21 protein-coding genes are annotated in these 20,862 nt (G+C 62.6%); 13 read left to right on the top strand and 8 right to left on the bottom strand.

What is annotated here, in order from left to right; all coding sequences use genetic code 11:
- Window positions 1–24: 24 nt before the first annotated feature.
- A complete protein-coding gene (gene tnpC, locus AC2ITM_RS23895; protein ID WP_486470692.1) occupies window positions 25–1,467 on the top strand; it encodes an IS66 family transposase in 1,443 nt (480 codons plus the stop codon).
- 104 nt (window positions 1,468–1,571) lie between these two features.
- Here tnpC and AC2ITM_RS23890 read toward each other — a convergent pair whose 3' ends face one another.
- Window positions 1,572–2,222, bottom strand: coding sequence for an NAD(P)-dependent oxidoreductase (locus AC2ITM_RS23890; RefSeq protein WP_486470691.1), 651 nt, complete (start codon window positions 2,220–2,222; stop codon window positions 1,572–1,574).
- A gap of 80 nt (window positions 2,223–2,302) precedes the next feature.
- Window positions 2,303–3,412 carry an alkene reductase gene (locus tag AC2ITM_RS23885; protein WP_486470690.1) on the bottom strand — a complete coding sequence of 370 codons (1,110 nt, stop codon included), beginning with the start codon at window positions 3,410–3,412 and terminating at the stop codon, window positions 2,303–2,305.
- A 262-nt stretch (window positions 3,413–3,674) separates the two neighbouring features.
- Here AC2ITM_RS23885 and AC2ITM_RS23880 point away from each other — a divergent pair, with 262 nt between their 5' ends.
- Together AC2ITM_RS23880 and cas2e are read left to right on the top strand one after the other, a co-directional pair.
- A complete protein-coding gene (locus AC2ITM_RS23880; RefSeq protein ID WP_486470689.1) occupies window positions 3,675–4,292 on the top strand; it encodes a TetR/AcrR family transcriptional regulator in 618 nt (205 codons plus the stop codon).
- A complete protein-coding gene (gene cas2e, locus AC2ITM_RS23875) occupies window positions 4,267–4,674 on the top strand; it encodes a type I-E CRISPR-associated endoribonuclease Cas2e (protein WP_486470688.1) in 408 nt (135 codons plus the stop codon). The genes AC2ITM_RS23880 and cas2e overlap by 26 nt, the downstream gene beginning before the upstream one ends.
- A 669-nt stretch (window positions 4,675–5,343) precedes the next feature.
- Here cas2e and AC2ITM_RS23870 read toward each other — a convergent pair.
- The 5 genes from AC2ITM_RS23870 to AC2ITM_RS23850 form a co-directional block, all read right to left on the bottom strand.
- The gene (locus AC2ITM_RS23870; protein ID WP_311136201.1) at window positions 5,344–7,674 is read right to left on the bottom strand and encodes a S8 family peptidase; all 2,331 of its coding nucleotides are present in this window, start codon (window positions 7,672–7,674) and stop codon (window positions 5,344–5,346) included.
- Window positions 7,675–7,677: 3 nt separating this feature from the next.
- Window positions 7,678–8,673: an AAA family ATPase gene (locus tag AC2ITM_RS23865; protein WP_160897104.1), complete on the bottom strand. Its 996-nt coding sequence runs from the start codon at window positions 8,671–8,673 to the stop codon at window positions 7,678–7,680.
- A gap of 473 nt (window positions 8,674–9,146) precedes the next feature.
- Window positions 9,147–9,578 carry a glyoxalase superfamily protein gene (locus AC2ITM_RS23860; RefSeq protein ID WP_486470687.1) on the bottom strand — a complete coding sequence of 144 codons (432 nt, stop codon included), beginning with the start codon at window positions 9,576–9,578 and terminating at the stop codon, window positions 9,147–9,149.
- The gene (locus AC2ITM_RS23855; protein WP_486470686.1) at window positions 9,575–10,969 is read right to left on the bottom strand and encodes an MATE family efflux transporter; all 1,395 of its coding nucleotides are present in this window, start codon (window positions 10,967–10,969) and stop codon (window positions 9,575–9,577) included. The genes AC2ITM_RS23860 and AC2ITM_RS23855 overlap by 4 nt, the downstream gene beginning before the upstream one ends.
- A 269-nt stretch (window positions 10,970–11,238) precedes the next feature.
- Entirely contained in the window at window positions 11,239–12,171 is a 933-nt protein-coding gene (locus AC2ITM_RS23850) for an IS5 family transposase (protein WP_486466497.1), read from the bottom strand.
- A gap of 116 nt (window positions 12,172–12,287) precedes the next feature.
- On the opposite strand from AC2ITM_RS23850, the gene AC2ITM_RS23845 reads away from it, so the two are divergent.
- Entirely contained in the window at window positions 12,288–12,686 is a 399-nt protein-coding gene (locus tag AC2ITM_RS23845) for a hypothetical protein (RefSeq protein ID WP_486470685.1), read from the top strand.
- Window positions 12,687–12,952: 266 nt separating this feature from the next.
- Here the strand turns inward: AC2ITM_RS23845 and AC2ITM_RS23840 are convergent, their stop codons facing one another.
- The gene (locus tag AC2ITM_RS23840) at window positions 12,953–13,876 is read right to left on the bottom strand and encodes a LysR family transcriptional regulator (RefSeq protein ID WP_486470684.1); all 924 of its coding nucleotides are present in this window, start codon (window positions 13,874–13,876) and stop codon (window positions 12,953–12,955) included.
- 118 nt (window positions 13,877–13,994) lie between these two features.
- Here AC2ITM_RS23840 and AC2ITM_RS23835 point away from each other — a divergent pair, with 118 nt between their 5' ends.
- The 9 genes from AC2ITM_RS23835 to AC2ITM_RS23795 all read left to right on the top strand — a co-directional run bounded on the left by AC2ITM_RS23835 (window position 13,995) and on the right by AC2ITM_RS23795 (window position 20,815).
- Window positions 13,995–15,002 (top strand): ABC transporter substrate-binding protein, encoded by a 1,008-nt coding sequence (locus AC2ITM_RS23835; protein WP_486470683.1) that lies wholly within the window; start codon window positions 13,995–13,997, stop codon window positions 15,000–15,002.
- A gap of 3 nt (window positions 15,003–15,005) precedes the next feature.
- Window positions 15,006–15,746 (top strand): isochorismatase family protein, encoded by a 741-nt coding sequence (locus tag AC2ITM_RS23830; RefSeq protein ID WP_486470682.1) that lies wholly within the window; start codon window positions 15,006–15,008, stop codon window positions 15,744–15,746.
- Window positions 15,739–16,131: a pyrimidine utilization protein C gene (gene rutC, locus AC2ITM_RS23825; RefSeq protein ID WP_486470681.1), complete on the top strand. Its 393-nt coding sequence runs from the start codon at window positions 15,739–15,741 to the stop codon at window positions 16,129–16,131. The genes AC2ITM_RS23830 and rutC overlap by 8 nt, the downstream gene beginning before the upstream one ends.
- Window positions 16,128–16,961, top strand: a complete 834-nt coding sequence (locus tag AC2ITM_RS23820) for an ABC transporter permease (RefSeq protein ID WP_486470680.1) — start codon at window positions 16,128–16,130, stop codon at window positions 16,959–16,961. The genes rutC and AC2ITM_RS23820 overlap by 4 nt, the downstream gene beginning before the upstream one ends.
- Before the next feature lie 16 nt (window positions 16,962–16,977).
- Window positions 16,978–17,790, top strand: a complete 813-nt coding sequence (rutD, locus tag AC2ITM_RS23815; RefSeq protein WP_486470679.1) for a pyrimidine utilization protein D — start codon at window positions 16,978–16,980, stop codon at window positions 17,788–17,790.
- A complete protein-coding gene (locus AC2ITM_RS23810) occupies window positions 17,787–18,557 on the top strand; it encodes an ABC transporter ATP-binding protein (RefSeq protein ID WP_486470678.1) in 771 nt (256 codons plus the stop codon). The genes rutD and AC2ITM_RS23810 overlap by 4 nt, the downstream gene beginning before the upstream one ends.
- A gap of 4 nt (window positions 18,558–18,561) precedes the next feature.
- On the top strand, window positions 18,562–19,362 hold the full coding sequence (locus tag AC2ITM_RS23805; RefSeq protein WP_486470677.1) for an alpha/beta fold hydrolase: 801 nt from the start codon (window positions 18,562–18,564) through the stop codon (window positions 19,360–19,362).
- 42 nt (window positions 19,363–19,404) lie between these two features.
- Window positions 19,405–19,806 (top strand): Rid family hydrolase, encoded by a 402-nt coding sequence (locus tag AC2ITM_RS23800; RefSeq protein ID WP_486470826.1) that lies wholly within the window; start codon window positions 19,405–19,407, stop codon window positions 19,804–19,806.
- Window positions 19,807–20,164: 358 nt separating this feature from the next.
- Window positions 20,165–20,815 carry an aldo/keto reductase gene (locus AC2ITM_RS23795; RefSeq protein WP_486470676.1) on the top strand — a complete coding sequence of 217 codons (651 nt, stop codon included), beginning with the start codon at window positions 20,165–20,167 and terminating at the stop codon, window positions 20,813–20,815.
- Window positions 20,816–20,862 lie beyond the last annotated feature (47 nt).

Here is a 20,862-nt window from a genome sequence, read left to right as displayed (position 1 = left end):
CCTGAAGCGCGGTATCATCCGGCCATGTCCAGCGCCTCGCCCATCGACCTGTCCGCGATCCCCGAGAGCCAGCGCGCCGCTGTTCTGGCGCTGCTGCAGGAGCGTGATGCGCTGAAGGACGCGAACCGGCGGCTGGAGCATCTCGTGGCCGAGCTGAACCATGTCGTGCATGGCAAACGCTCCGAGAAGCTGAGTGAGGACGACCGGCAGCTGGCCTTCGAGGACCTGGAAACGGCCATCGCCGAGACCGAGACCCGCAAGGAGCAGGCTGCGCCGTCCACCACGACGCCGCGCCGAACGCGTCAGCGCAACCTCGGCCATCTGCCTGCGGATCTGCCGCGCATTGAGCGCGTCATCGAACCGGCGAGCCTCGATTGCCCTTGTGGCTGCGGTCGCATGCACCGGGTCGGCGAAGATCGTACAGAGCGCCTCGACATCGTCCCGGCGCAGCTCCGCGTGCTGGTCGACATCCGGCCGAAGTATGCCTGTCGGATCTGCACGGACGGGGTCACTCAGGCTGTCGCAGCGCCCTGGCTGATCGAAGGCGGGATGCCGACCGAGGGCGCCATCGCGCACGTCCTGGTGTCCAAGTTCGCGGACCACCTGCCATTTTACAGGCAAAGCCAGATCCTTGCCCGCTCCGACATCCAGATCGACCGCAGCACCTTGGCGGACTGGGCGGGCACAGCCGCGTTCCACCTCGGCCCCGTGGTCGACCGGCTGACCGAACACCTGAAAGGATCGACCAAGCTGTTCATGGACGAAACCACCGCCCCAGTGCTGGACCCCGGTCGGGGCAAGACCAAGACCGGCTACCTCTGGGCTCTGGCGCGTGATGACCGCGGTTGGGGCGGAGAGGATCCGCCCGGTGTCGTCTTCACCTACCATCCCAGCCGCGCAGGCGCGCACGCGGAACAGATCCTGCAGGGCTTCGACGGAATCCTGCAATTGGACGGCTACACCGGTTACGATCGGTTGACGCGCCCCTCCCGCAAGGGCGGCGCGCCGATCACGGTCGCGCATTGCTGGGCACACGGTCGCCGGAAGCTGAAGGAGGTCTTCGACCGGGATGGATCCGAGATCGCTGCCGAGGGACTGCGCCGGATTGCCGAGCTCTACCGCATCGAGGCCGAGATCCGCGGCATGGGCCCCGGTCAGCGCCTGTCGGCCCGCCAGACCCGCAGCGTGCCCCTCGTGGCCGAGTTCGGTGATTGGCTGCAGGCACAACGCCTGCGTATCTCGGCCAAGTCGCGGCTGGGTGAAAAGCTGACCTACATCCATCGCCACTGGGGCGGACTGCAGACCTTCCTCCACGACGGTCGCATCGCCTCCCTGATCGCCACCGCGAAGGTCAATGGCGTGGAACCCTTCGCTTATCTGAAGGCGATCCTCGAAGCGATCGCCGCCGGTCATCCGGCCAGACGGATCGACGAGCTCCTGCCATGGAACTTCACCCCGTCAAGCTGAACACGCGTGGGGCGGAAACACCAGTTACTTTTATTCGGCAACCCTCGGTTTGAGGGTTGCCCCAAGCTAGATTGGGCCGAACGTCCGCGATGATAGATGCTTCGTCAGTATCCTATCGTAAAGCGCGCCCTCTCATGGGCAGGCGCTTCAAGTTCATCGACCAGAGCGACTGCATAATCCTCGAAGGAAATCCAGTTCCTACCATCTTCATCGAAGATCGCGGCGTCATCCCCCAAACGAAACTTTCCTGTGCGGACGCCTGGCTCGATTTTCATCGGGGGGCTGAAGTAGGTCCAGTTGATTTCGGAGGACCTTAGTGCCGCGAAAGCCTTCATGTGGGATTTCGCGATAGGAAATAGCATTTCAGGCCAGTGACCGGAATCCAGCACGGTCACCCCAGGGGAGAATTCAAGGGATCCTGCACCGCCTACAAAGAGCAAACGAGGTACGCCGGCTGTGCGAACCGCAGTGATGAACCGCTCTGCCATGGTGGCCAGAATATCTGTGTAGGCAACGTCAGAGAAGAAGCGCTGGTCGTCTTTCGGAGGTCCATATGCGCTGACGACAGCATCAGCTCCTGCGATGATCTCAGCGATGCGATCAGCGCTGCCGAGGTCATCGCGAATGCATTCGATGCTGCGCGGAAACTTTTCCGGGCTACGCGCCACGGCCACGACTTCATGCCCACGGCTGATGAGCTCGCTGAGGATCGTCCGTCCAGCTTGGCCGGTGGCCGCTAAAACGACAACTTTCATGTTCGGAATTCCATTCTATAGAGCAAGCGAGTTGGAAAGCCGGGCTCGGAGCGCGCCCGGTCTTGTCACGTCATGAACCGTCAGTGGGCCTTCTGAACGACATCGAGTGCCGGGTAATCGACATAGCCAGAGGCGCCGCCGCCGTAGAAAGTCGAGCGGTCATACTTGTTGAGCGGCGCCTTCAGTTCGAGCCGGTGCGGAAGGTCGGGGTTTGCGATGAACTGACGACCGAAGGCTACGGCGTCGGCCCGCCCCGAACGAATGGCCTCGTCAGCAGACTCTCCGGTGAACCCACCCGCGAGAATGAGTGGCTTGTGCCAGAAGGGACGAAGCTGATCGACGCCTTGCGGCGTGTCGATGGCCATTCCGGCGTCGGCCCGTGCTTCGATGAAGCTGACATAGGCGATATTGAGCTCGCTCAGGCGCGACAGGACAAAGCTATAGAGGCTGATCGGATCGCTGTCGCCGACATCGTTATATGTCCCGAAGGGGGAGAGCCGGACGCCGACCCGGTCCTCGCCCCAAACCTCGATCAATGCTTTGGTAGCCTCGACAAGCAGACGGGTGCGGTTCTCGATGGAGCCACCGTAGATGTCGGTGCGCTTGTTCGACTTGTCGTCGAGGAACTGCTGGATCAGGTAACCGTTGGCAGAGTGAAGTTCGACCCCGTCGAAACCGGCGGCCATCGCGTTTTTGGCGCCTTGACGATAGCCCTCGATGATCCCTGGGATTTCATCCAGTTCCAGCGCGCGCGGGGTCTCGTAGGGGACCTGTTTCCAGTCCGGCGTCAACGAAATCTGGTCGGTGATGGCGATAGCGGAGGGCCCGACCGGCAATTTCCCATTGGGCTGGAAGCTCGAGTGCGACGAGCGGCCGACATGCCAGAGCTGCAGGAAGATGAGCCCGCCCTTGGCATGAACGGCATCGGTCACCTTTTTCCAGCCTGCGATCTGTTCCTGGGAATGGATGCCGGGCGTTTGCGGATAGCCCTGCCCCTCGGGAACGACCTGAGTGGCCTCAGAGATGATCAGGCCGCCGGCCGATGCTCTCTGGCCATAATATTCGGCTGCAAACTCACTGGGCACCATACCCGCGCCCGCGCGCATGCGGGTGAGTGGAGCCATGACGACGCGATGGGAAAGCTCGTAGCGACCGATGCGAAGGGGCGAAAAAAGCGAAGGAGAAGACATCGAAGGGACCCTTTTCAGTAGTTGGCCGCATGTGAGGTGCGGATCAGGAGATGTCCGCCAGAGGACGACTCATCGGCGGCGCCTGAATATAAATTGACCGGTCGTCTTATAATTGTCAAGCCCGCCCTGGGGTACGGCTCTGTCGTAGCTATGATGCAGACAAAGGATTCCGGCCTTCCGCTGCATGGATCCTCATGCTTGACAAAGTCCTCTTTCAATCAGATCTCAAGATGACCGGTCATATAGCGGGGGAAAGCACCTGATGTCAGCGCAGAACAAACAAGCTCGACGGGGTCCAAAGCCCAATCCGAACACGCGAGATAACCTTATCCGTGTGGGCGTAGGCATGCTTCATGAGAACGGTTATGCGGCTACCGGAATCAAGGAAATCGTGGACGCCGCCGGGGTGCCTAAAGGCTCGTTCTACAATCACTTTGAGAGCAAGGAGGCGTTCGGAAAGGAGGTTGTCGATTTCTATTTTGGGAGTGGTCTCGAAGAGCTGCGCGGCATTCTCGAAGATGACACCATTCCGCCGTTACAGCGGTTGAGGCGATACTTCGACGAGAGAGTCCAGACGTTTCAGGACGCTGGCTATGTGCGCGGGTGTTTGATGGGCAATCTTAGCCTGGAGATGGCGGACCACAGCGACACCATCCGCGATAGCCTCACAGTCCACTTCCAGACGTGGAGCGGATTGTTCGAAGCATGCATAAGTAAGGCGCAGGAGGAGGGCGTCATCGCCAGCCGCCAGCCAGCCCAACTGTTGGCCGAGTTTCTTCTGAACAGTTGGGAAGGGGCTCTGCTACGGATGCGGACGGAGAAGAGTGATGTGCCGCTTCGGCAGTTCATAGAGGTTGTCTTCGGATCGCTTCTGGTTTGAACGGGGCTTATCGAAACTGGCTGGGTATCGTGTCGGAGCGGCCCGATTCTACCACCTCCGAACGTGCGCTGGTGGTGCGCCAGAGCGCAGAGCGGCTAACCGACAGGATGCCATCGGTTCTGGTGGCCGGTTGGGCCATGGCCGCGTAACTAACGACAATCAGCCTCGGGCAAAACCGTGGCGGTCCGGCGATTATTCGCGCCGCACGCGAGAGATGATCTGGGATCAGGTCCTCGGTGGGCTAGAGGAGGGCGATGCAGTTCTGATCTGGAAGGCGCCGAGCGATCAGGGATATGATTTCATAACGGCCGGCAAAAACCGCCGCGTGCCGGTGGGCCTTTATGGCCTGAAACTGGTTCGCTTCACCCTGGATCCGGGCTAGCAAGAGGTCACCAACTGGTCCATGTGGAACGGTACATTCTTTGAAAAAGAGAAAACCTCGGTAGATCAATATTCTGCACGAAGACTGTTCCCCGCACACGCGGGGATGAACCGATCTGCTTTGCCAGCACGGTCCGTTATGCGCTCTGTTCCCCGCACACGCGGAAGTGAATCGATCTTCATCGACCGCGGCTCCTCGCCCGACAACCTTTACCCGCACCTGCGCCTCCTCGTGCAAGGGTGTTGTCACAGGCCTTCGATCTGAAACCATGCATCGAGTCTAGTGGGATAGGATGCCAAATTTCATAACCATGTTTATGTTTCGATGGCCTGAGTATCGAAGGCAGCGGACCTTCCTCAACCCGCATCCCACTGCCCCGCGAAAAGGCATTTGCGGCCCTCTCCGGACCTTCGCGAGGTTCGGCCTCGCTGCGGCGCCGCTTCCCCAAACCGGCCATCGGTCGCATCGTGCAGCATGTTCTGGCACGCCAAGGTCAGCTGTGCGGACCTTCCTGCCATTCGCTGCAACGCCTCGATCTGTGCCGCGCTTGCGAGACGTTTTGCTGGAGGGGCGGAGAGCCGACCTTCGCTGCTGATCGCGCGAACGTCTGCTTTCAAAAAGCTCGCAAGCGTGACTTGCCTTGGCAAGCTCCCGACTTCTTCGGGCTTCTTATGCCCGCACTCGCTGTCTCAATCTTGCATACAGCTGGATGGGAGACTGGTGCTCTAGCTCAACCACGATCGCGAAATTCTGGGCGACTTCCTGCGGCTCGGCCCAGCCGCCGGCGCAACGGACTACGAGATAATATTCATCGCCATAGCTTGCCGTGTCCTGGACAAAGGTCTTCGCTGCGGTTTGCAGCGTCTGCCCGTCCCGGCTGTTCGGACCGGGCTCGAGGCCGCACTTGAACCTGTTCGGAATGTCCGGCGGATCACCTTCCTCCGCCGTTCTCGAGCGGAAGTGAGAGAACACTTCGGCGGAGGGACAGCCGCGCAGAAGCCGGAAGTTCATCTTCGTGCCGATGTACTCTGCTCGGGTCCGCCGGACAGGAGGATCGAACGCCAGAGAGACGCGGATGGTTCTGCGGCCGTTCCCCTGAAACTCCGGCGGCACCGGCACGCGATAGACCGCGAAATGGTTGATGCTCAGACGGTCCTCCGCATACAGGATCACCCGGTGATCGTCGGAATAGGCGGCCCGCAGCGTGTCCACCATCCCGAGGCCGCAGACACGTGCCTGGTCGGCCGCATCCATACCTGCCAGACGGCGGGCGCATGCATCGGGGACGCTGGATGCCCCCGCAAGAAGTGCCCGTATCAGGTTTGCGGAAGCTGTTGGGAACAGCCGCAGGAGTTCCGCAGCTTTGTTGGCGAGCATCGGCGCGGCGTAGGAGGTTCCCTTACCGCTTGTCAGGAGCTGCCTGGTGAATTCATGGTTCAGCGTAATGACGCCGGCTTCCGGAATTTGCGGTGCCGACTGCAGACTGGCTGAGGGAGCGTCAAAAACCAGCGTTCCGCCAATGTCAGCGAAATCGGGTTTGCGGATACCTCCCGCGCCGGGGCCCGAGCGGGAGAAGGGAGAAGGCTCGAGTGCCTGAGTGATCGGCCGGATATGGGCATCCCGTTCATGCCTTGCTCCGAGACCGGTCCCGTTGGCCAGTGCCCCCACTGTGATGACGTTACTGGCTCCAGCCGGTTCGCAGAGCCGGTTCGCCGCTTCGAGCAGATATGCCGGATATTCCGTGATGGCCTGCTCGACTGACGATCCGCCACGCGGGGCACGGTTGCCGGCGGACACGAATATCAGCACGTCGAGTTCGCGTGCCAGTTCATCGAGCGTTGCCGCCCAGGGACCGACCCGACCGGGTTCGTAACGCGCACGGACGTCTCCAAGCGAGATGACGAAAATGCGGCAGTTATAGTCCCGGTGCAGCTGAGTGATTGCCTCGCGCATCTGACGCGGGAGCGTCCGGCGCTCATAAAAGTCACCGTTGTCCTGCACCACTTTCGCGGAAACCAGTCGCCCGACTGGCTGCAGCCTTCCGTTCCGCAGCCGGTCTCTCAGGTCGCCGAACAGGGCAACGCCCCCGACCCGCGTGCCGTGGCCCCAGACATCGGCGGTTCCGAGTTCAGCCGGGAAAGCTCTTCGTTCTGCGACGATCCCCTCTAGGAACGGATGTTCATTGAGACCGCTGTCCAGCACGCCGATGACCGGAGCGCCGGCTTCCGGCGGCAGAATCTCCGGTGCGTTCTCGAGGGTCATCTGCACAAAGTCAGACGCTTCGAGGTCCGGCTCCGGCGGCAGATCAATGAATGCGACCTCGGGCACGGCCAGAAGCGGCCGCAGCACCCGTCCGGGAGCCCGTACTCGCATCATGGTAATCGACGGACCTATGTAGACATCGAAGACTTCCGCATCGCTGCCGATGATGAAGTCCTCGATTTCCCGGGCCTTGCGTTCCCGTGCAGGCCGTCCGCCAAAGTCCCAGAGCTCAATATCGACTGTGTAAACCTCGTCGCTTACCAAGTCATCAGCTTCGCTGAAACCGGCTTCCCTGAGGCGGACACCGAGCCGGTCGCGGGGCGTCAGTGTGCCGACATTCTCGATCCGCGTGACGAATCCTTCATAGCGTCTTCCCCGCTGACCTTCCGGAACAGGCCCGTCATAGGCTTCGAGCCGTTGCAGAAACGCGGAGAGATCGCCCTCGGATGAGAACAGGACAATGTTGCGGTCTTCGTCGCTGGACAGAAGCGTTAGTCCGAGCGCTTCCCAGTCCGCTTCGAGCAGCATCCCCTGCATTTGCACCCGCAGGATAAGCGAAGGATCAACGAACTGAAGTGGCCGGCTTTCCTGCTGGGTCCGGACGGCTTCTTCGACCTGCCTGCGAACGCGGCCACCATAGCCGCCATCGCGGGATGGTGTCGGCCCGGGAAAGCCGTTTTTTCGCCGTTCCATCGTCTCCGGCAGCCGCAGCAGCGGCAGATGCTGATGACGCGGCACGACCTACTCCCCGGCCTGCGCTTCCAGCTTCTGTTTGCGAGTCAGCCGTCGCCTCGCATCCCGCATCGCTTCACGGAAGTCCTTGTCCGAAACTGCCTTGTTGCCGCCGAGGACCGACAGCTTCATTGCCTGGACGCAGACCCGCTCGAGGTCCGCATAGGAATACCCCTGAAGCTGCTCGGCATAACCGACCGGATCGAACGACGCCCGGACATTGCGGAAAGCATGAACCAGATACTTGCGCACCATCGCCGCGTCCGGCGCATCGAACCAGACGATTTCATCGAACCGCCGCCACACAGCCGGATCGAGATGTCCGTCCAGATTGGTTGCCGCAATCAGAAAGCCGCCCGGCTGAATCTGTTCGATGAAGATCAGCAGACTGTTGACCACGCGGCGGAGTTCGCTGTGTTCGCCGGCCTCTTCACGGGAGCGGGCAATCGCATCGAACTCATCGAAAAACAGTACACAAGGCTGCCGGCGGGCAAATTCAAACGTCTTGCGGATATTCGTCGCGGTCTCGCCCAGATAAGAGGAAATCAGGCTGTCGAGCCGGACATGAAAGAAGGGCAGTCCCAGCTCGTTGGCGAAGACTTCGGCGCACAGGGTCTTGCCGGTCCCCGGCGGCCCGCAGAAAAGAAGCTTAGATCGCACTGGCAATCCGTGACGCCTGATCCGGTCTGCCTGCCGGAACTCCCGGATCAGACCGAGAAAGAGCTCAGTGTTCTCCGGAGACAGCAGAATATCCTGAGGGCCGTGCGCCGGCTCCATTCGCTGGATGAAGTCATTGGCCTCATCCGGGAATGGCACCAAGCGCGAAAGGCCGGCGGCAGACCGCGTTGCAGTGCCGATATTGTCCAACGTTTTTCGAAGGCTGCGCGCCAACACGCGATTGTTCTTCTTCTCCTCTTCGGAGATAATTTGCTCGACAACCGCGCGGAACTCTTCCTCGTGGCCATAGCTCGCAAGCATTTTTTTTACCAGTTCACCGCGTGCCATGCTCGCCTCGTGTTTTGGTTGAGGATACCTGCATTGGCAGCTTCTGACCAGTGTTGATGTTTCCCTGATGGCCCCGGACATTGTAGCGGAAAACCAAGCGGAATATCGCACTTCGGACGTTGGGGTGTGGGTGTGTGAATGGCCGCAATGGGCCGGATTATCAGGACCGCCTTTCTGCACCTGCGAGATGCGGCGCGGCGGCATTGGTAAGCAGGGCTCGAACCGGTCATGCGGCGGTGTGGCGGCCTGGACACCCAGGCAAGTGGGGCTGCCCGGCAGAGACGGCCCTCTCCTGCCGTTCGCCAAGCTGGCTCTGCTGCAGTGCAGCTTCCCCAAACCGGTCATCCAAGGCGTCGTGCAGCAAGGCCTGGCACGCCAAGGTCGGCTCCGCGGACAAAGCGGCCGATCGCCGCGCTGCCTAATACCCAGCCACACTCTGGATCGAACAGAAGTTGCATCTCACACGCCCAAGATCAGGGCGGCGCCTTTTCAACGATCAGTTGCGGTGAGCCATCCGATGTTTTGCGATGGCTGCGCCCTTCAATGTCGAGAGTTCCACGAATCCTGCTACGCCAGTTCGAAAAGCTTTCGAACCGAACGGTGTCAATCGGCTGGTCGAGCTTGATGTCCACCTGCCGGTGCCCGGCAGGCCCCGACAAGGCAACGATTTCGCCGGTATAGGCTTGGCCTAGATAAGACCCAGCCACCCGATCACCAAGGGCAAGTTCGGGTGGTGCATTCCGCTGAGTGAGCCGGGCATGCAGCGTGTTCCAGTCTCGTGCCCCGTGTTGCCGGGCGATCAGTTCAAGGGCCTGCGCATGAGTGATGACAGTGCCCCCGGCTTGCAGTGCCTGCCGGAGAGCCTTTGCCTGCGCCTTGACGGTATCAAGAGATGGCTGTGTCATGTTCCCTCCGTGGAGTGCGATGTGGTGAGGGTTGCGTTGAATACGCGGCCCCGAAAAACCATCGTCAGAGTCACGAGAAGCAGAGCGGCATCTGCGACAGGAAACGCAAGCCAGATGCCTTGGATCCCGAAGTGAGCATTCAGCAGGGCGACAAGCGCTGGCGTCAGAACCCAGGGCTTGATCAGGGTGAGAGCCGCGGTTCGCAGCGGATGCCCCATAGCCTGGAAATGCATGGCAACCACAAGGATCGGCCCGGATACGGCATAGAGCGCCATCATCGGGCGTATGATGGCTCCAACTGCCGTGATCACTGCCTGATCTTCGGAAAACACTGCGCCGAGCGTTTCGCCTGCCAGCATTCCTGCCAGTGTCACGCCCAGGCACCAGAAGAGCGCGCACCCGATAGCGAGCCTCAGGGCCGCGACCGCCCGGTCCTTTCGGCCTGCGCCGATGTTGTTTCCGGTGATACTCTGGGTGGCCAATGCGATGGCCATCTGCGGCAGGAAGGCCAGGCCAAGAATACGCGTCACAATTCCGTAAGCTGCGACATAGGTTCCATGATCTGCGGCGGTGTTACCGATGGCCAAAAGCACGGTGCTGGCCACGAGCGCCATTCCGATGAAGCTCAGGCTGAGCGGCAGGCCCAAAGACAGGATCTGCCGCCATGCTGTCAGCCAGCTTGCCTGCCGGAGCACACCAAGCGGCAAAAGAGCGGGATCGCGGCTCCGCACCAGAAAAAGCAGCATCAGGCCAAGTGCCTGCGCTGCGACCGTGCCGATCGCCGACCCAGCAATGCCGAGATCAAGCAGCACGATCGCAATGTAGTTTGCAGCGACGTTCAGCAGGTTCACGATCACCGATAACACCGCGATGTGCCCTGATCGCCCTTCGTTGCGTAGCGCATCAGCATGCAGCCCTAGACCGAACTGCACAGGCGCTCCCAAGATCAGGATCAGCAGATACGCCCTTGCTGGCGCCGCGACAGGTTCATTTCCGGCTGCGAGAAACGACACAATGCCCGGGCCCAATATCAGCGCGCTGAGCAGCAAGGCCGCACTCAGAGCGAGGGCAAGCCCATGCGCTCCCGCGAAAACGGCTTCCGCCTCGGGTCGCGACCCTTTGCCTAGGTGCCGGGCCAGAAGGCTCGACATGCCGCCACCTGTCAGGGTGGTCAATGCCGTCAACAGCATGACCACCGGAAATGCCAGACTGACAGCAGCAAGGGCCTGAGCCCCGATGAACCGTCCTACAAAGATGCCGTCGACCACGTTTAGCAGGCCGCTGGTCGACATGACCACCGCCATGGGAAGGGCGTTGGCCCAGAAAAGTCGTCTGACCGGCAGGGTCAGAAAAGGATTTTCAAGCGTATTGGTAGCGCGTCCGACAGACATCGCTCACTCCTCCTGAGAGGCATTTCGAATTTGGAGGGGGCCTGCATTACCCACCTGCGAAATGCTTCGAGGGTGAGATGTCGTCTCGCTCCGGGCTTCACCGTGACTCGCGTCCGCAGGCGGCAGGTGCCCGGCACCTTGTCGCTTCGTTACAAGGAACTCGCCTTTTAGACAATACGGGGCAGTGATGGATCTTCAGGTTATGTTCCCAACATGGCGTTGTTGCAGAAAGGCGGCCTGAGACGTGAGTGCCCCTTTCCCGTTCAGGCTCAGGCCACGCGAACAACCTCGGCGGTGCCGAGCGCGTTGAAGCGATTGATAAGAGCGACGCGGATGTGGATTTCGGCGGTTTGGCGATCGGGGTCCCTTGCAGCGATGCGCTCGCCGAAGGACTTGATGCAGCGCATCTTGGCCTCCACGCGGCTGCGAGCGTGGTATCCGGTCCACCGTTTCCAGAACGCCCGGCCGTAGTGACGTGTGGCGCGCAGGGTTTCGTTGCGCGCCTTGGCAGCCGGGCAGTCCTCTTTCCAAGCCCGACCGTTCCTTCGGATCGGTATGATTGCCGAGCCGCCGCGTGCGATGATGGCGCTGTGACATCGGCGGGTATCGTAGGCGCCATCCGCAGTCACGGTGCCGATGTCCTCGTCCTCGGGGATCTGGCCCAACAGGTCTGGCAGGATGGGGCTGTCGCCTTCCCGGCTGGGGGTGAACTCAACGGCCCGGATATCCGAAGTGGTAGTGTCCATTGCCAGATGCACCTTGCGCCATTGGCGACGACCCTGAACACCATGCTTGCGGGCCTGCCATTCGCCGTCGCCAAGAAACTTGATGCCGGTGCTGTCCACCAGCAGATTCAGCGGCCCGTCGGCACGACGATAGGGGATCTGCACCTTGAGGGTCTTCTGCCTACGGCACAGCGTCGAGTAGTCGGGAATGGGCCAGTCCAGTCCTGCGAGCCGCAGGAGGCTCGCGACCATCCCGGCTGTCTGTCTGAGCGGCAGTTTGAACAGCACCTTGATCGACAGGCAGAACTGGATCGCGGCATCCGAGAAAACTGGCGGGCGCCCTGGGCGTCCCTCATGCGGCGCGTGCCAGGCCATCTCCTTGTTCAGCCAGATCAGCAGTGACCCGCGCTTCCTGAGCGCATCGTTGTAGGTAGACCAGTTTGTCGTGTGGTAGCGGGCGGGCTTGGGCTTGCTCATGCAGCGCGTCTAACCGCATGGATTCCCGATGTGAATCCTTCACCGGCTGAGTTCTGCAACAACGCCCGTCCGGTTCAATCTGAGCCTGAGCGCGGCGTTCTGAACGCGGAACCTTTGTGGATGCGGTGTTCGCGTGGCCTGCCATCGAGGAGGCCGGGCAATGGCACCTCTACGATCCCGAGCGGGATCCGGCGCCGTCGGATGCGCAGGTCGAAGCCGTCTACCAGGAGATCATGGCCTTCAATTCGAAGCTCGTGCCCGTCCCGGACACCCGCTATCTGCGCCTCATGGTCGACGCGGCGGCGGCGCTGCACGGGCACAATGCCCGGCGGTGGGGCTGGAATGTCATCGGGGTCAACCCGACCTCCGGGCGCCGCATTCTGGGCGAAGAGGACCACACGAAGGTGTCCTGGCAGCTCTGGTTCACCGCAATGAGCTTCGGCCTGGGCTTCGCGCGCTACGAGACCGAGGCGGAATACCTCGCGCCCCAGGATCTGGAGCGGAGGAAGGCGTGATCTAGGACCTAAGCCGGAGTGCATGCCAGCTCAGGTCCAATCGGAAGATCCTGCTTGGATAGAAAAGGCCTGCGGTGCATGACACCGTAGGCCTTTTCAGTCTCTCGGGAGGAAGTGAGACTAGGGAAGACAGCTTGAGGCTCACCAGTGGCCCCGCACTTTCTGCAGATCCTGTTCTCGGTCTGCTCGGAACGCCGACTGATGGACCAAGGAGGCCTGGTGTCTGGATGCGTTCCTTAGTGTCTTCGCTTTTCCAGTACGACTTCTCATTTTGATAGCAAGTCACCACCCACAGATTTAGCCTCTTCCACGACCAAGTGTCGAAAAAGGGTGGCAGCGGGTGTCAGGGATCTGTCGAGCCGCCAGATGAGGTGAAGCTGTCGTTCAACGTGTGGGCCGTCTAGTGGACGCACCGTCAAGACCGGATCGCTGGGCGCAGGCCAGGCAAGCGATGGTAGGGGAGCAACGCCGATAGAATGGGAGACCATCGACAGGAGCGTGGCAGGATTTACGGCCTCATAACGCACTTTGTTTCGCAACATTCCCGCCGGCAAACCATGCTCGATCTCCAGCCGGATGCCTGTGCGAGCCGCCATCATGACAAGTCCCGCATTGCCAGCCTCGTCCCAAGTCACCCTATCCTGCATCGCTAGGGGATGATCACGCCGCATAACAAGCGCAAAGACATCGCGCATGATCGGCATGCTTTCCAGTTCCGACAAATCAGGCGGTTCGTTGGCCACGGCCAGGTCGGCCTCCCCGGTTCGCACCATCTCCATGGTTTGGCCACGCGGCACCTCCGAGACTTTGACACCAACGTTGGGGTGCGTAGCACGCAGTCTGTTGATTACACGTGGCACCAACCTCATCGCGACCGAGGGCACGCAGGAGATATGCACCTGACCGCCATCCAGATCGCGCAGATCCCGCATGCTCTGCATCTGCCGGTCCACATCCGAGAGAATCCGGCGCACGCCGGGTAGGAACTCCTCTCCCATCCGGGTGAGGGCGACGCGGCGGGTGGTCCGGTCGATCAACTTGACGCCGAGCTCGTCCTCCAACTGCCTGATTATTCCGCTCACGGTGGATTGGGATAGCTCCGCTGCCCTAGCGGCATGGGAGAAGTTCAGCGTCTCCGCGACCATGGCAAACAGGCGTAAATGCTTGAGATCCACATCATTGATCGACATTTCCAATATATATATCGAATTACCGTAAATTGACAATCAAAAGGCAGATCCGAACCCTGAGGTCATGAAGCCCGGCCATGCGGTGGCAAACAGGGCGCAGACCACAGGGATAACGATCATGTTCAACAGACGGACCTTTCTGAAGACGGGCGCGGCCGGGGCCGCCCTAGGCGCAACCGGGCTTTCGCTGCCGGCCTTCGCGGCAGGCACCATAGTCTCGGTCTCAGAGGCCGCACGGCTGGCGATGTACGCCCCGCTCTACGTGGCCGCCCACATGGGGCTCTACCAGAAGAACGGCCTCGACGTGCAGATCAGTTCGGCCGGCGGGATCTCCCTTCCGGTGCCGATGCTGCTGTCGGGCCGCTCGCTGATCGGGGTGACCAGCCCCGGCATGTCGGTGAACGCGACGCGCGAAGGCGCCTCGATCAAGAACATCGCCAAGATCGTCGGTGGCGTTTCCATGTGGGCGATTGCTAAGCCCGGCTCCGGCATCTCCTCAATCGAGGATCTGAAGGGCAAGACGATCGCCACGCTGAAGTTCCCGTCCTCTACCATTCAGGTGCCGACCTACGCCATTAAGAAGGCGCTCGGCATGACCCCCAAAGAGGCCGGCGTCACCTTCCTGGAGCTGCCCGCCGGCGCCCAGGCAACCGCCGTCAAGGATGGACGCGCCGATGTGGCGACCGCCTTCGAATGGGACGTCTCGGTTGGCGTGCAGGACTTCGGGCTGGAGCCGGTGCTGTCGCTGGCCGACGTGATCGGGCCCACCTCCTTCACCACGGCCATGGCGACGGAAGAAGCGATCACCAAGAATCCCGAGGCGATGCAGGGCTTCTGCAACGCTCTGGCCGAAGCCATGGCCGCAATGCACAAGGACCATTCGCTGCTGACCGCCGTGCAGCCCGACTTCTTCCCGCAGGTCTCGCCCGAGATCATGAAGAGCGCCACGGCCAACTTCTTCTCCTCCAACGTCGCGATCCCCACCGTTCCCACCATCTCGGAAGAGGAATGGAACAGCGCGATGGACCTCGAGCTGGGCGGCGGATCGATCAAGGAAAGCCTGCCCTACGCCCAGATGACCGACATGACCTTCGCAGAAGCGGCGGCCGCCCAATTCGGAGCCTGATCCATGAAAGATGCAGCACCCACCATCATCGCAGGGGACCAGGATGCCCCGGCGATCATCGCCCGCCCCGAACCCCTGGGCATGGACCCCAGGGAGACGGCGGTGGTCGTGGTCGACATGCAGAATGCCTATGCCTCTCCGGGGGGATACGTCGACCTGCAGGGCTTCGACATCTCCGGCGCGCGCAGCGTGATCGATAATATCGTCACCACGGTGACGGCCGCGCGCGAGGCCGGGATGCAGGTCGTCTTCCTGCAGAACGGCTGGGACCCGGAGCAGAAGGAAGCCGGCGGCCCGAAATCGCCCAACTACTGGAAATCCAACGCCCTCAAGCTGATGCGCGCCAAGCCCGAACTGCAGGGCACGCTGCTGGCCAAGGGCGGCTGGGACTATGCGCTGGTCGATGAGCTGCAGCCGCAGGGTGCCGATATCGTTGTGCCCAAGGGGCGCTACTCCGGCTTCTGGAATTCGCAGCTTAACTCCGTGCTGCGCTCACACGGGATCCGCAACATCGTCTTCTGCGGCATTGCCACCAACGTCTGCGTCGAGACTTCGCTGCGCGACGCCTTCCACCTGGAATATTTCGCCGTGCTTCTGGACGACGCCTGCAACCAGATCGGGCCCCAGGAAATCCACGACGCGACGCTGTTTAACACCGAGAAGTTCTTCGGCTGGGTCTCCACCACCGGAGAATTCACCGACTACCTTGCCAAGACCACTGCCGGAGGTTCCGCCCATGAATGACCGCGTCCTGATCCCCGAAGACACCGCCCCGCCGCTGGGTCCGTTCTCTCCGGGGATGTTCTCCGACAATATCGTCTATACCGCCGGGATCCTTGCCTTTGACGCCGACAACAACGTCGTCTTCCCCGAGGATGCCGCCGCCCAGACCCGCCACGTCTTCGAGACGATCCGCACCATCCTGGCGGAAGCCGGCGCCACGTTCGAAGATGTCGTCTTCAACCACGTCTTCCTGCGCGACTGGGAGGACTACAAGGCGATCAACGAAGTCTATGCCGAGTACTTCCCCGGCACCAAGCCCGCTCGCTACTGCGTGCAGGTCGGCCTGGCCAAGCCCGAGGCGCGGATCGAGATCGCCTCCATCGCGCATCTCAGGGGGCCGAAATGAGCCTTGCGGACACCGGAACGGGCGCACCTGCGCCCGCCCGCCCCACGGTGCGTCCCGGTCCCCGCCGCTGGAGCCAGGCCCTGCCCCGTCCGGCGGTGATCCTGGCCTGGCAGGTGGGACTTCTGGCCGGGCTGCTGATCCTATGGGAAGTCGCCATCGCGATGGAGTGGATCAAGGTCTACATCTACGGCCGCCCCTCCGGCATCTTCGCCAAGGCAGCCGAACTGATCGCCAACGGATCGCTGCTGCGCGACAGCGCCCTGACGGCCTTCGAGGCCATCGCGGGCTTCCTGATCGGCACCATTTCGGGCAGCGTACTGGGGCTTGCTCTCTGGTTGACGCCGGTGGGGTCTGCGGTGCTGCGGCCCTACATGATCGCGATGAACGGCCTGCCCAAGATCGCGCTAGCGCCGCTGGTGATCATCTGGTTTGGCATCGGGCTGGGGTCGAAGATCGCACTGGCCTCGCTGATCACCTTCATCGTCGCGATGATCGCCGCCCAGCAGGGCTCGCGCGAGGTTGATGACGACCTGGTCAAGCTGATGCGCTCGCTGGGGGCCTCTCGGTTCAAGACCTGGCGCACGGTGATCGTGCCTGGCTCCATGCCCTGGATCGTCTCGGCATTCCGGCTGAACGTGGGCTTTGCCCTGATCGGCGCGGTGGTGGGCGAATACATCGCCTCCAACAGCGGGCTTGGCTACATGATCTCCTATGCCGGGACCCTCTATGACCTGAACTCCGTCTGGCTGGGTATCGCTGCGCTGATGATCGTCGCGCTGCTGATGTACGCCGCCATCGACTGGTGCGAACGGCGCCTCCTGAAGTCCTGAAGCGAACGGAAAGACCATGCCTACCACGACCAACGGCACCATCCGCCTGTCCTACGAGGTGCGCGGAGAGGGCGAAACGCTGATCCTGTCCTCGGGCCTTGGCGGCACGGGCGGCTACTGGACGCCGCAGATCGACGACCTCTCCCGGCGCTTCCGCGTCATCACCTACGATCACGCGGGCACAGGGGCCAGCACCCGCCCCGCAGGCCCCCGCAGCGTGGCCGAATTCGCCGCCGACATGGGGGCGGTGATCCGTGCCTCGGGCGCGCAAAGCGCCCATGTGATGGGCCACGCCATCGGCGGCATCACCGGGCTGCAACTGGCCATTGACGCGCCCGAGCTGGTGAAAAGCCTGGTGATCGTCAACGGCTGGGGTGCGCCCGATCCCCATGTGGGCCGCTGCTTCGACATGCGCACGGAGCTACTGACGAAAAGCGGGCTTGAGGCCTATGTCGATGCCCAGCCGATCTTCCTTTACCCGGCCACCTGGATCTCGGAGCGCGATGGCGAGATGCGCCGCGCCGCCGCCCATGCGCCCGCGCATATGCCAGTGAAGGACGACCTGCTGTCGCGCATCCAGGCCTTCCGCAGCTTTGCGCCCTCGGATGCGGCCCTCGCCGGCGTCGCGTCCCGGGTGCTGTGCCTGGCCACCCGGGACGACATGCTGGTGCCGTGGACCGCTTCGGAGCGGCTCGCCGCGCGACTGGGCAACGGCGCGTTCGAGCTGCTGCCCTGGGGCGGCCATGCCTCAAGCCACACCGCGCCCGACACCTTCGAGGCGGCGCTTGCCACCTTCTACGACAGCCTGACACGGGAGCTTGTCCAATGACCCAGACCGCCATCCTTTCTGCCGATCGCGTAGGCATGACCTTCCCCACGCCCTCCGGTCCCGTCCAGGCCATCGGCGAGATCAGCTTTACCCTCGCCCCCGGCGAGATCGTCGCTCTGATCGGCCCCTCAGGCTGCGGAAAGACGACGCTTTTCAACATCATCTCGGGCCTTCTTGAACCAAGCCAAGGCAGCGTCACCATTGGGTCGGAGACGGACGGGCACTCCGTTGGCTACATGCTTCAGAAGGATCTGCTGCTGCCCTGGCGCAGCGTGATCGACAATGTCGTGCTGGGCCTCGAGATCCGCGGCGTGCCAAAATCCGAAAGCTATGTCACCGCGCGCCGCCTGATCGAGGCCTACGGACTGGCAGGGTTCGAGGACGCCAAGCCCGCGACCCTGTCGGGGGGCATGCGCCAGCGGGTGGCGATCATGCGCACCCTCGCCTTCGATCCGGCGGTGGTGCTGCTGGATGAACCCTTCTCGGCGCTGGATTTCCAGACCCGGACCCTGCTGCAGACCGACGTCGCCCGGATCATCGCCGAACAGCGCAAGAGCGCGATCCTGATCACCCATGACATCGGCGAGGCGATCACCATGGCCGACCGGATCGTGGTGCTGACGCAGCGCCCCTCGACCGTGATGCGCGAGCTGGTCGTCGACATCCCCCGCGCGGAACGCGATCCCGTCGCCCTGCGCTCCAACCCGCGCTACAACGAGATATTCATCCAGCTCTGGGAGGATCTTCAAGCCTCCCAGGCGGCGTGATCCGATGCCCGAGGTTACGCTGAACGGGCTGCGCACCGCCTACGAGGTCACGGGCGAGGGGCCGCCGCTGGTCCTGGTCTCAGGCCTGGGCGGGGTGGGCGCCTACTGGGCCCCGCAGGTGGCGGAGTTTGCACGGCACTACACCGTCATCACCTACGATCAGCGCGGCGCAGGCGCGTCGGATCATCCCGCCCCGCCCTACTCCGTGCCGCAGCTGGCCCATGACCTGGAGGAGCTGATCGCGCATCTGGGCCTTGAGCGCCCCTTGCTGGTGGGCCATTCCACCGGCGCGGCCATCGGCCAGCATCTGGCCGCCTGCCACCCGGACCTGCTGCGCGGCATGGTGCAATACGCCACCTGGCCCCGGTCGGATGCCCATTTCAACTGGTGCTTCCGCATGCGCCGCGCCCTGCTGGAAAGCGCCGGGATCGAGGAATACGTGCATGGCAGCGCGCTGTTCATCTATCCGCCCGATCATGTTCGGGCGCAGGCCGCGAGCCTCTCGCCCGCGCTTTTGGCCGCAGCGCCCGGCTACCCCGCGAAAGAGGTCGTTCTGGCCCGCATCGACGCGATCATGGCCCATGACGCCAGCGCCCTGCTGGACCGGATCACCACGCCGACGCTGGTCCTTTGTGCCCGCGACGACATCCTGACACCGCCCTACCACTCCGAGGCGCTGGCCCGCGCCATTCCCGGCGCCGCGCTGCAGATCGTCCCCACCGGCGGGCACAGCCTGTCCGAGACGCGGCCCGACCTTTTCAACCGGATCGTGCTCGACTTCCTGTCGGCCCTGCCAACCGCCTGACCCCTTTCAAGACCACCCGAGGATCCCGAAATGACCACCAAGATGAACCAGCCGATCAACCCCGAAGGCTGGGCGATCGGCAAGACCGCCACCGGGCTGAACCACCTGAACTGGGGCATCAAGGCCGGCAACCACGTCTACGTCGCCGGCATGCTGTCCCTTGATCCCTACGACGGCAGCCTCGTCGGCGCGGGCGCCATCGAGGTCCAGACCCGCCGCGTGCTGGACAGCATCAAGGTGGTGCTGGAAACGGCAGGGGCGCGGATGGAAGACGTGGTCATGAACCAGATCTTCCTGCGCGACCTGGCCGATTACCACGCCTTCAACGAGATCTACGTGAGCTATTTCCCCAACCTCCTGCCCGCGCGCTTCTGCGTCAAGCTGGAGATGGTGAAGCCCGAATACCTCGTGGAAATCGCCACCACCGCCGTGATCCCGCAGTGATCGCCATGGACCATCGCTGCCTGGGCCAGAGCGGCCTCAAGGTCTCTCCCGTCTGCCTCGGCACGATGATGTTCGGCGGCGCCACAAAATAGGCCACCTCTGCCCGGATCATCCACCGCGCACGGGATGCGGGGGTGAACTTCATCGACACCGCCAACTCTATAACGGGGGCAAAAGTGAACGTGTCGTGGGCCGCGCCATCGCCGCAGAGCGGGATCACAGGGTGCTGGCGACCAAGGTCGGCAACCCCTTCGGCGCGCCGGGCCCCTACCGGGGCGGCATGCCGCGCAAATGAATCCGCGAGGGGCGACACGGCTGCCTGAAGCGGCTGGGAACCGACTACATAGACATCCTCCACATGCACAAAGTCGACTTCGGCGGCTCTCTCGCGGAGATGGTGCTGGCCTTCGCCGACCTGATCCGCGAGGGCAAGATCGGCTATTTCTCCGTCTCGAACTTCAAGGTCTGGCGGCTGATGGAGGTGGCGCAGCTGGTCCGCGAAGCCGGGATCCAGGGGCCGGTCGCCAGCCAGCCGCTCTACAACCTGGTGAACCGCAAAGCGGAGGTGGAGCATTTCCCCGCTGCCCGGCACCTTGGGCTGGGCACCGTCTGCTGCAGCCCGCTGGCGCGCGGCATCCTGACGGGCAAGTACCGCAGCGGCGAGGCCCTTGGTGCCGACACGCGCGCCAGCCGCCCCGATCCCCGTATACTGGAGGCCGAATGGCGTCCCGAGACGCTGGAGGTCGCCGCGAAACTGGCCGATTACGCCGATAAGACCGGCCGCAGCCCCGCAGCATCTAGCCCAGCGGTGGGTCATGAGCAACGCCATGGTCATCAGCACCCTCGTCCGCCGAGGACGAGACCATCTGCGATGCGTTGGTTTCGCCCGGCAAGGGCTCCAGTCTTGGACCGGTGGATCAGCATCACCCGATCGGGGCCGTGTAGCGCTCCCCTACGCACTGAAAGCGGCTTCATAGCTTGTCGGCATAAGGGAAACGTGCCGACTTAGACCCCATGATCGCTTTGCACGGGCGTTGTTGCAGAAAGGCGGCCTGA

The organism is Pseudooceanicola sp. NS-SX9 (assembly GCF_057380705.1).
Note: the sequence above shows the minus strand (reverse complement) of the source record. Positions and strands in the feature narration are given on the sequence as shown.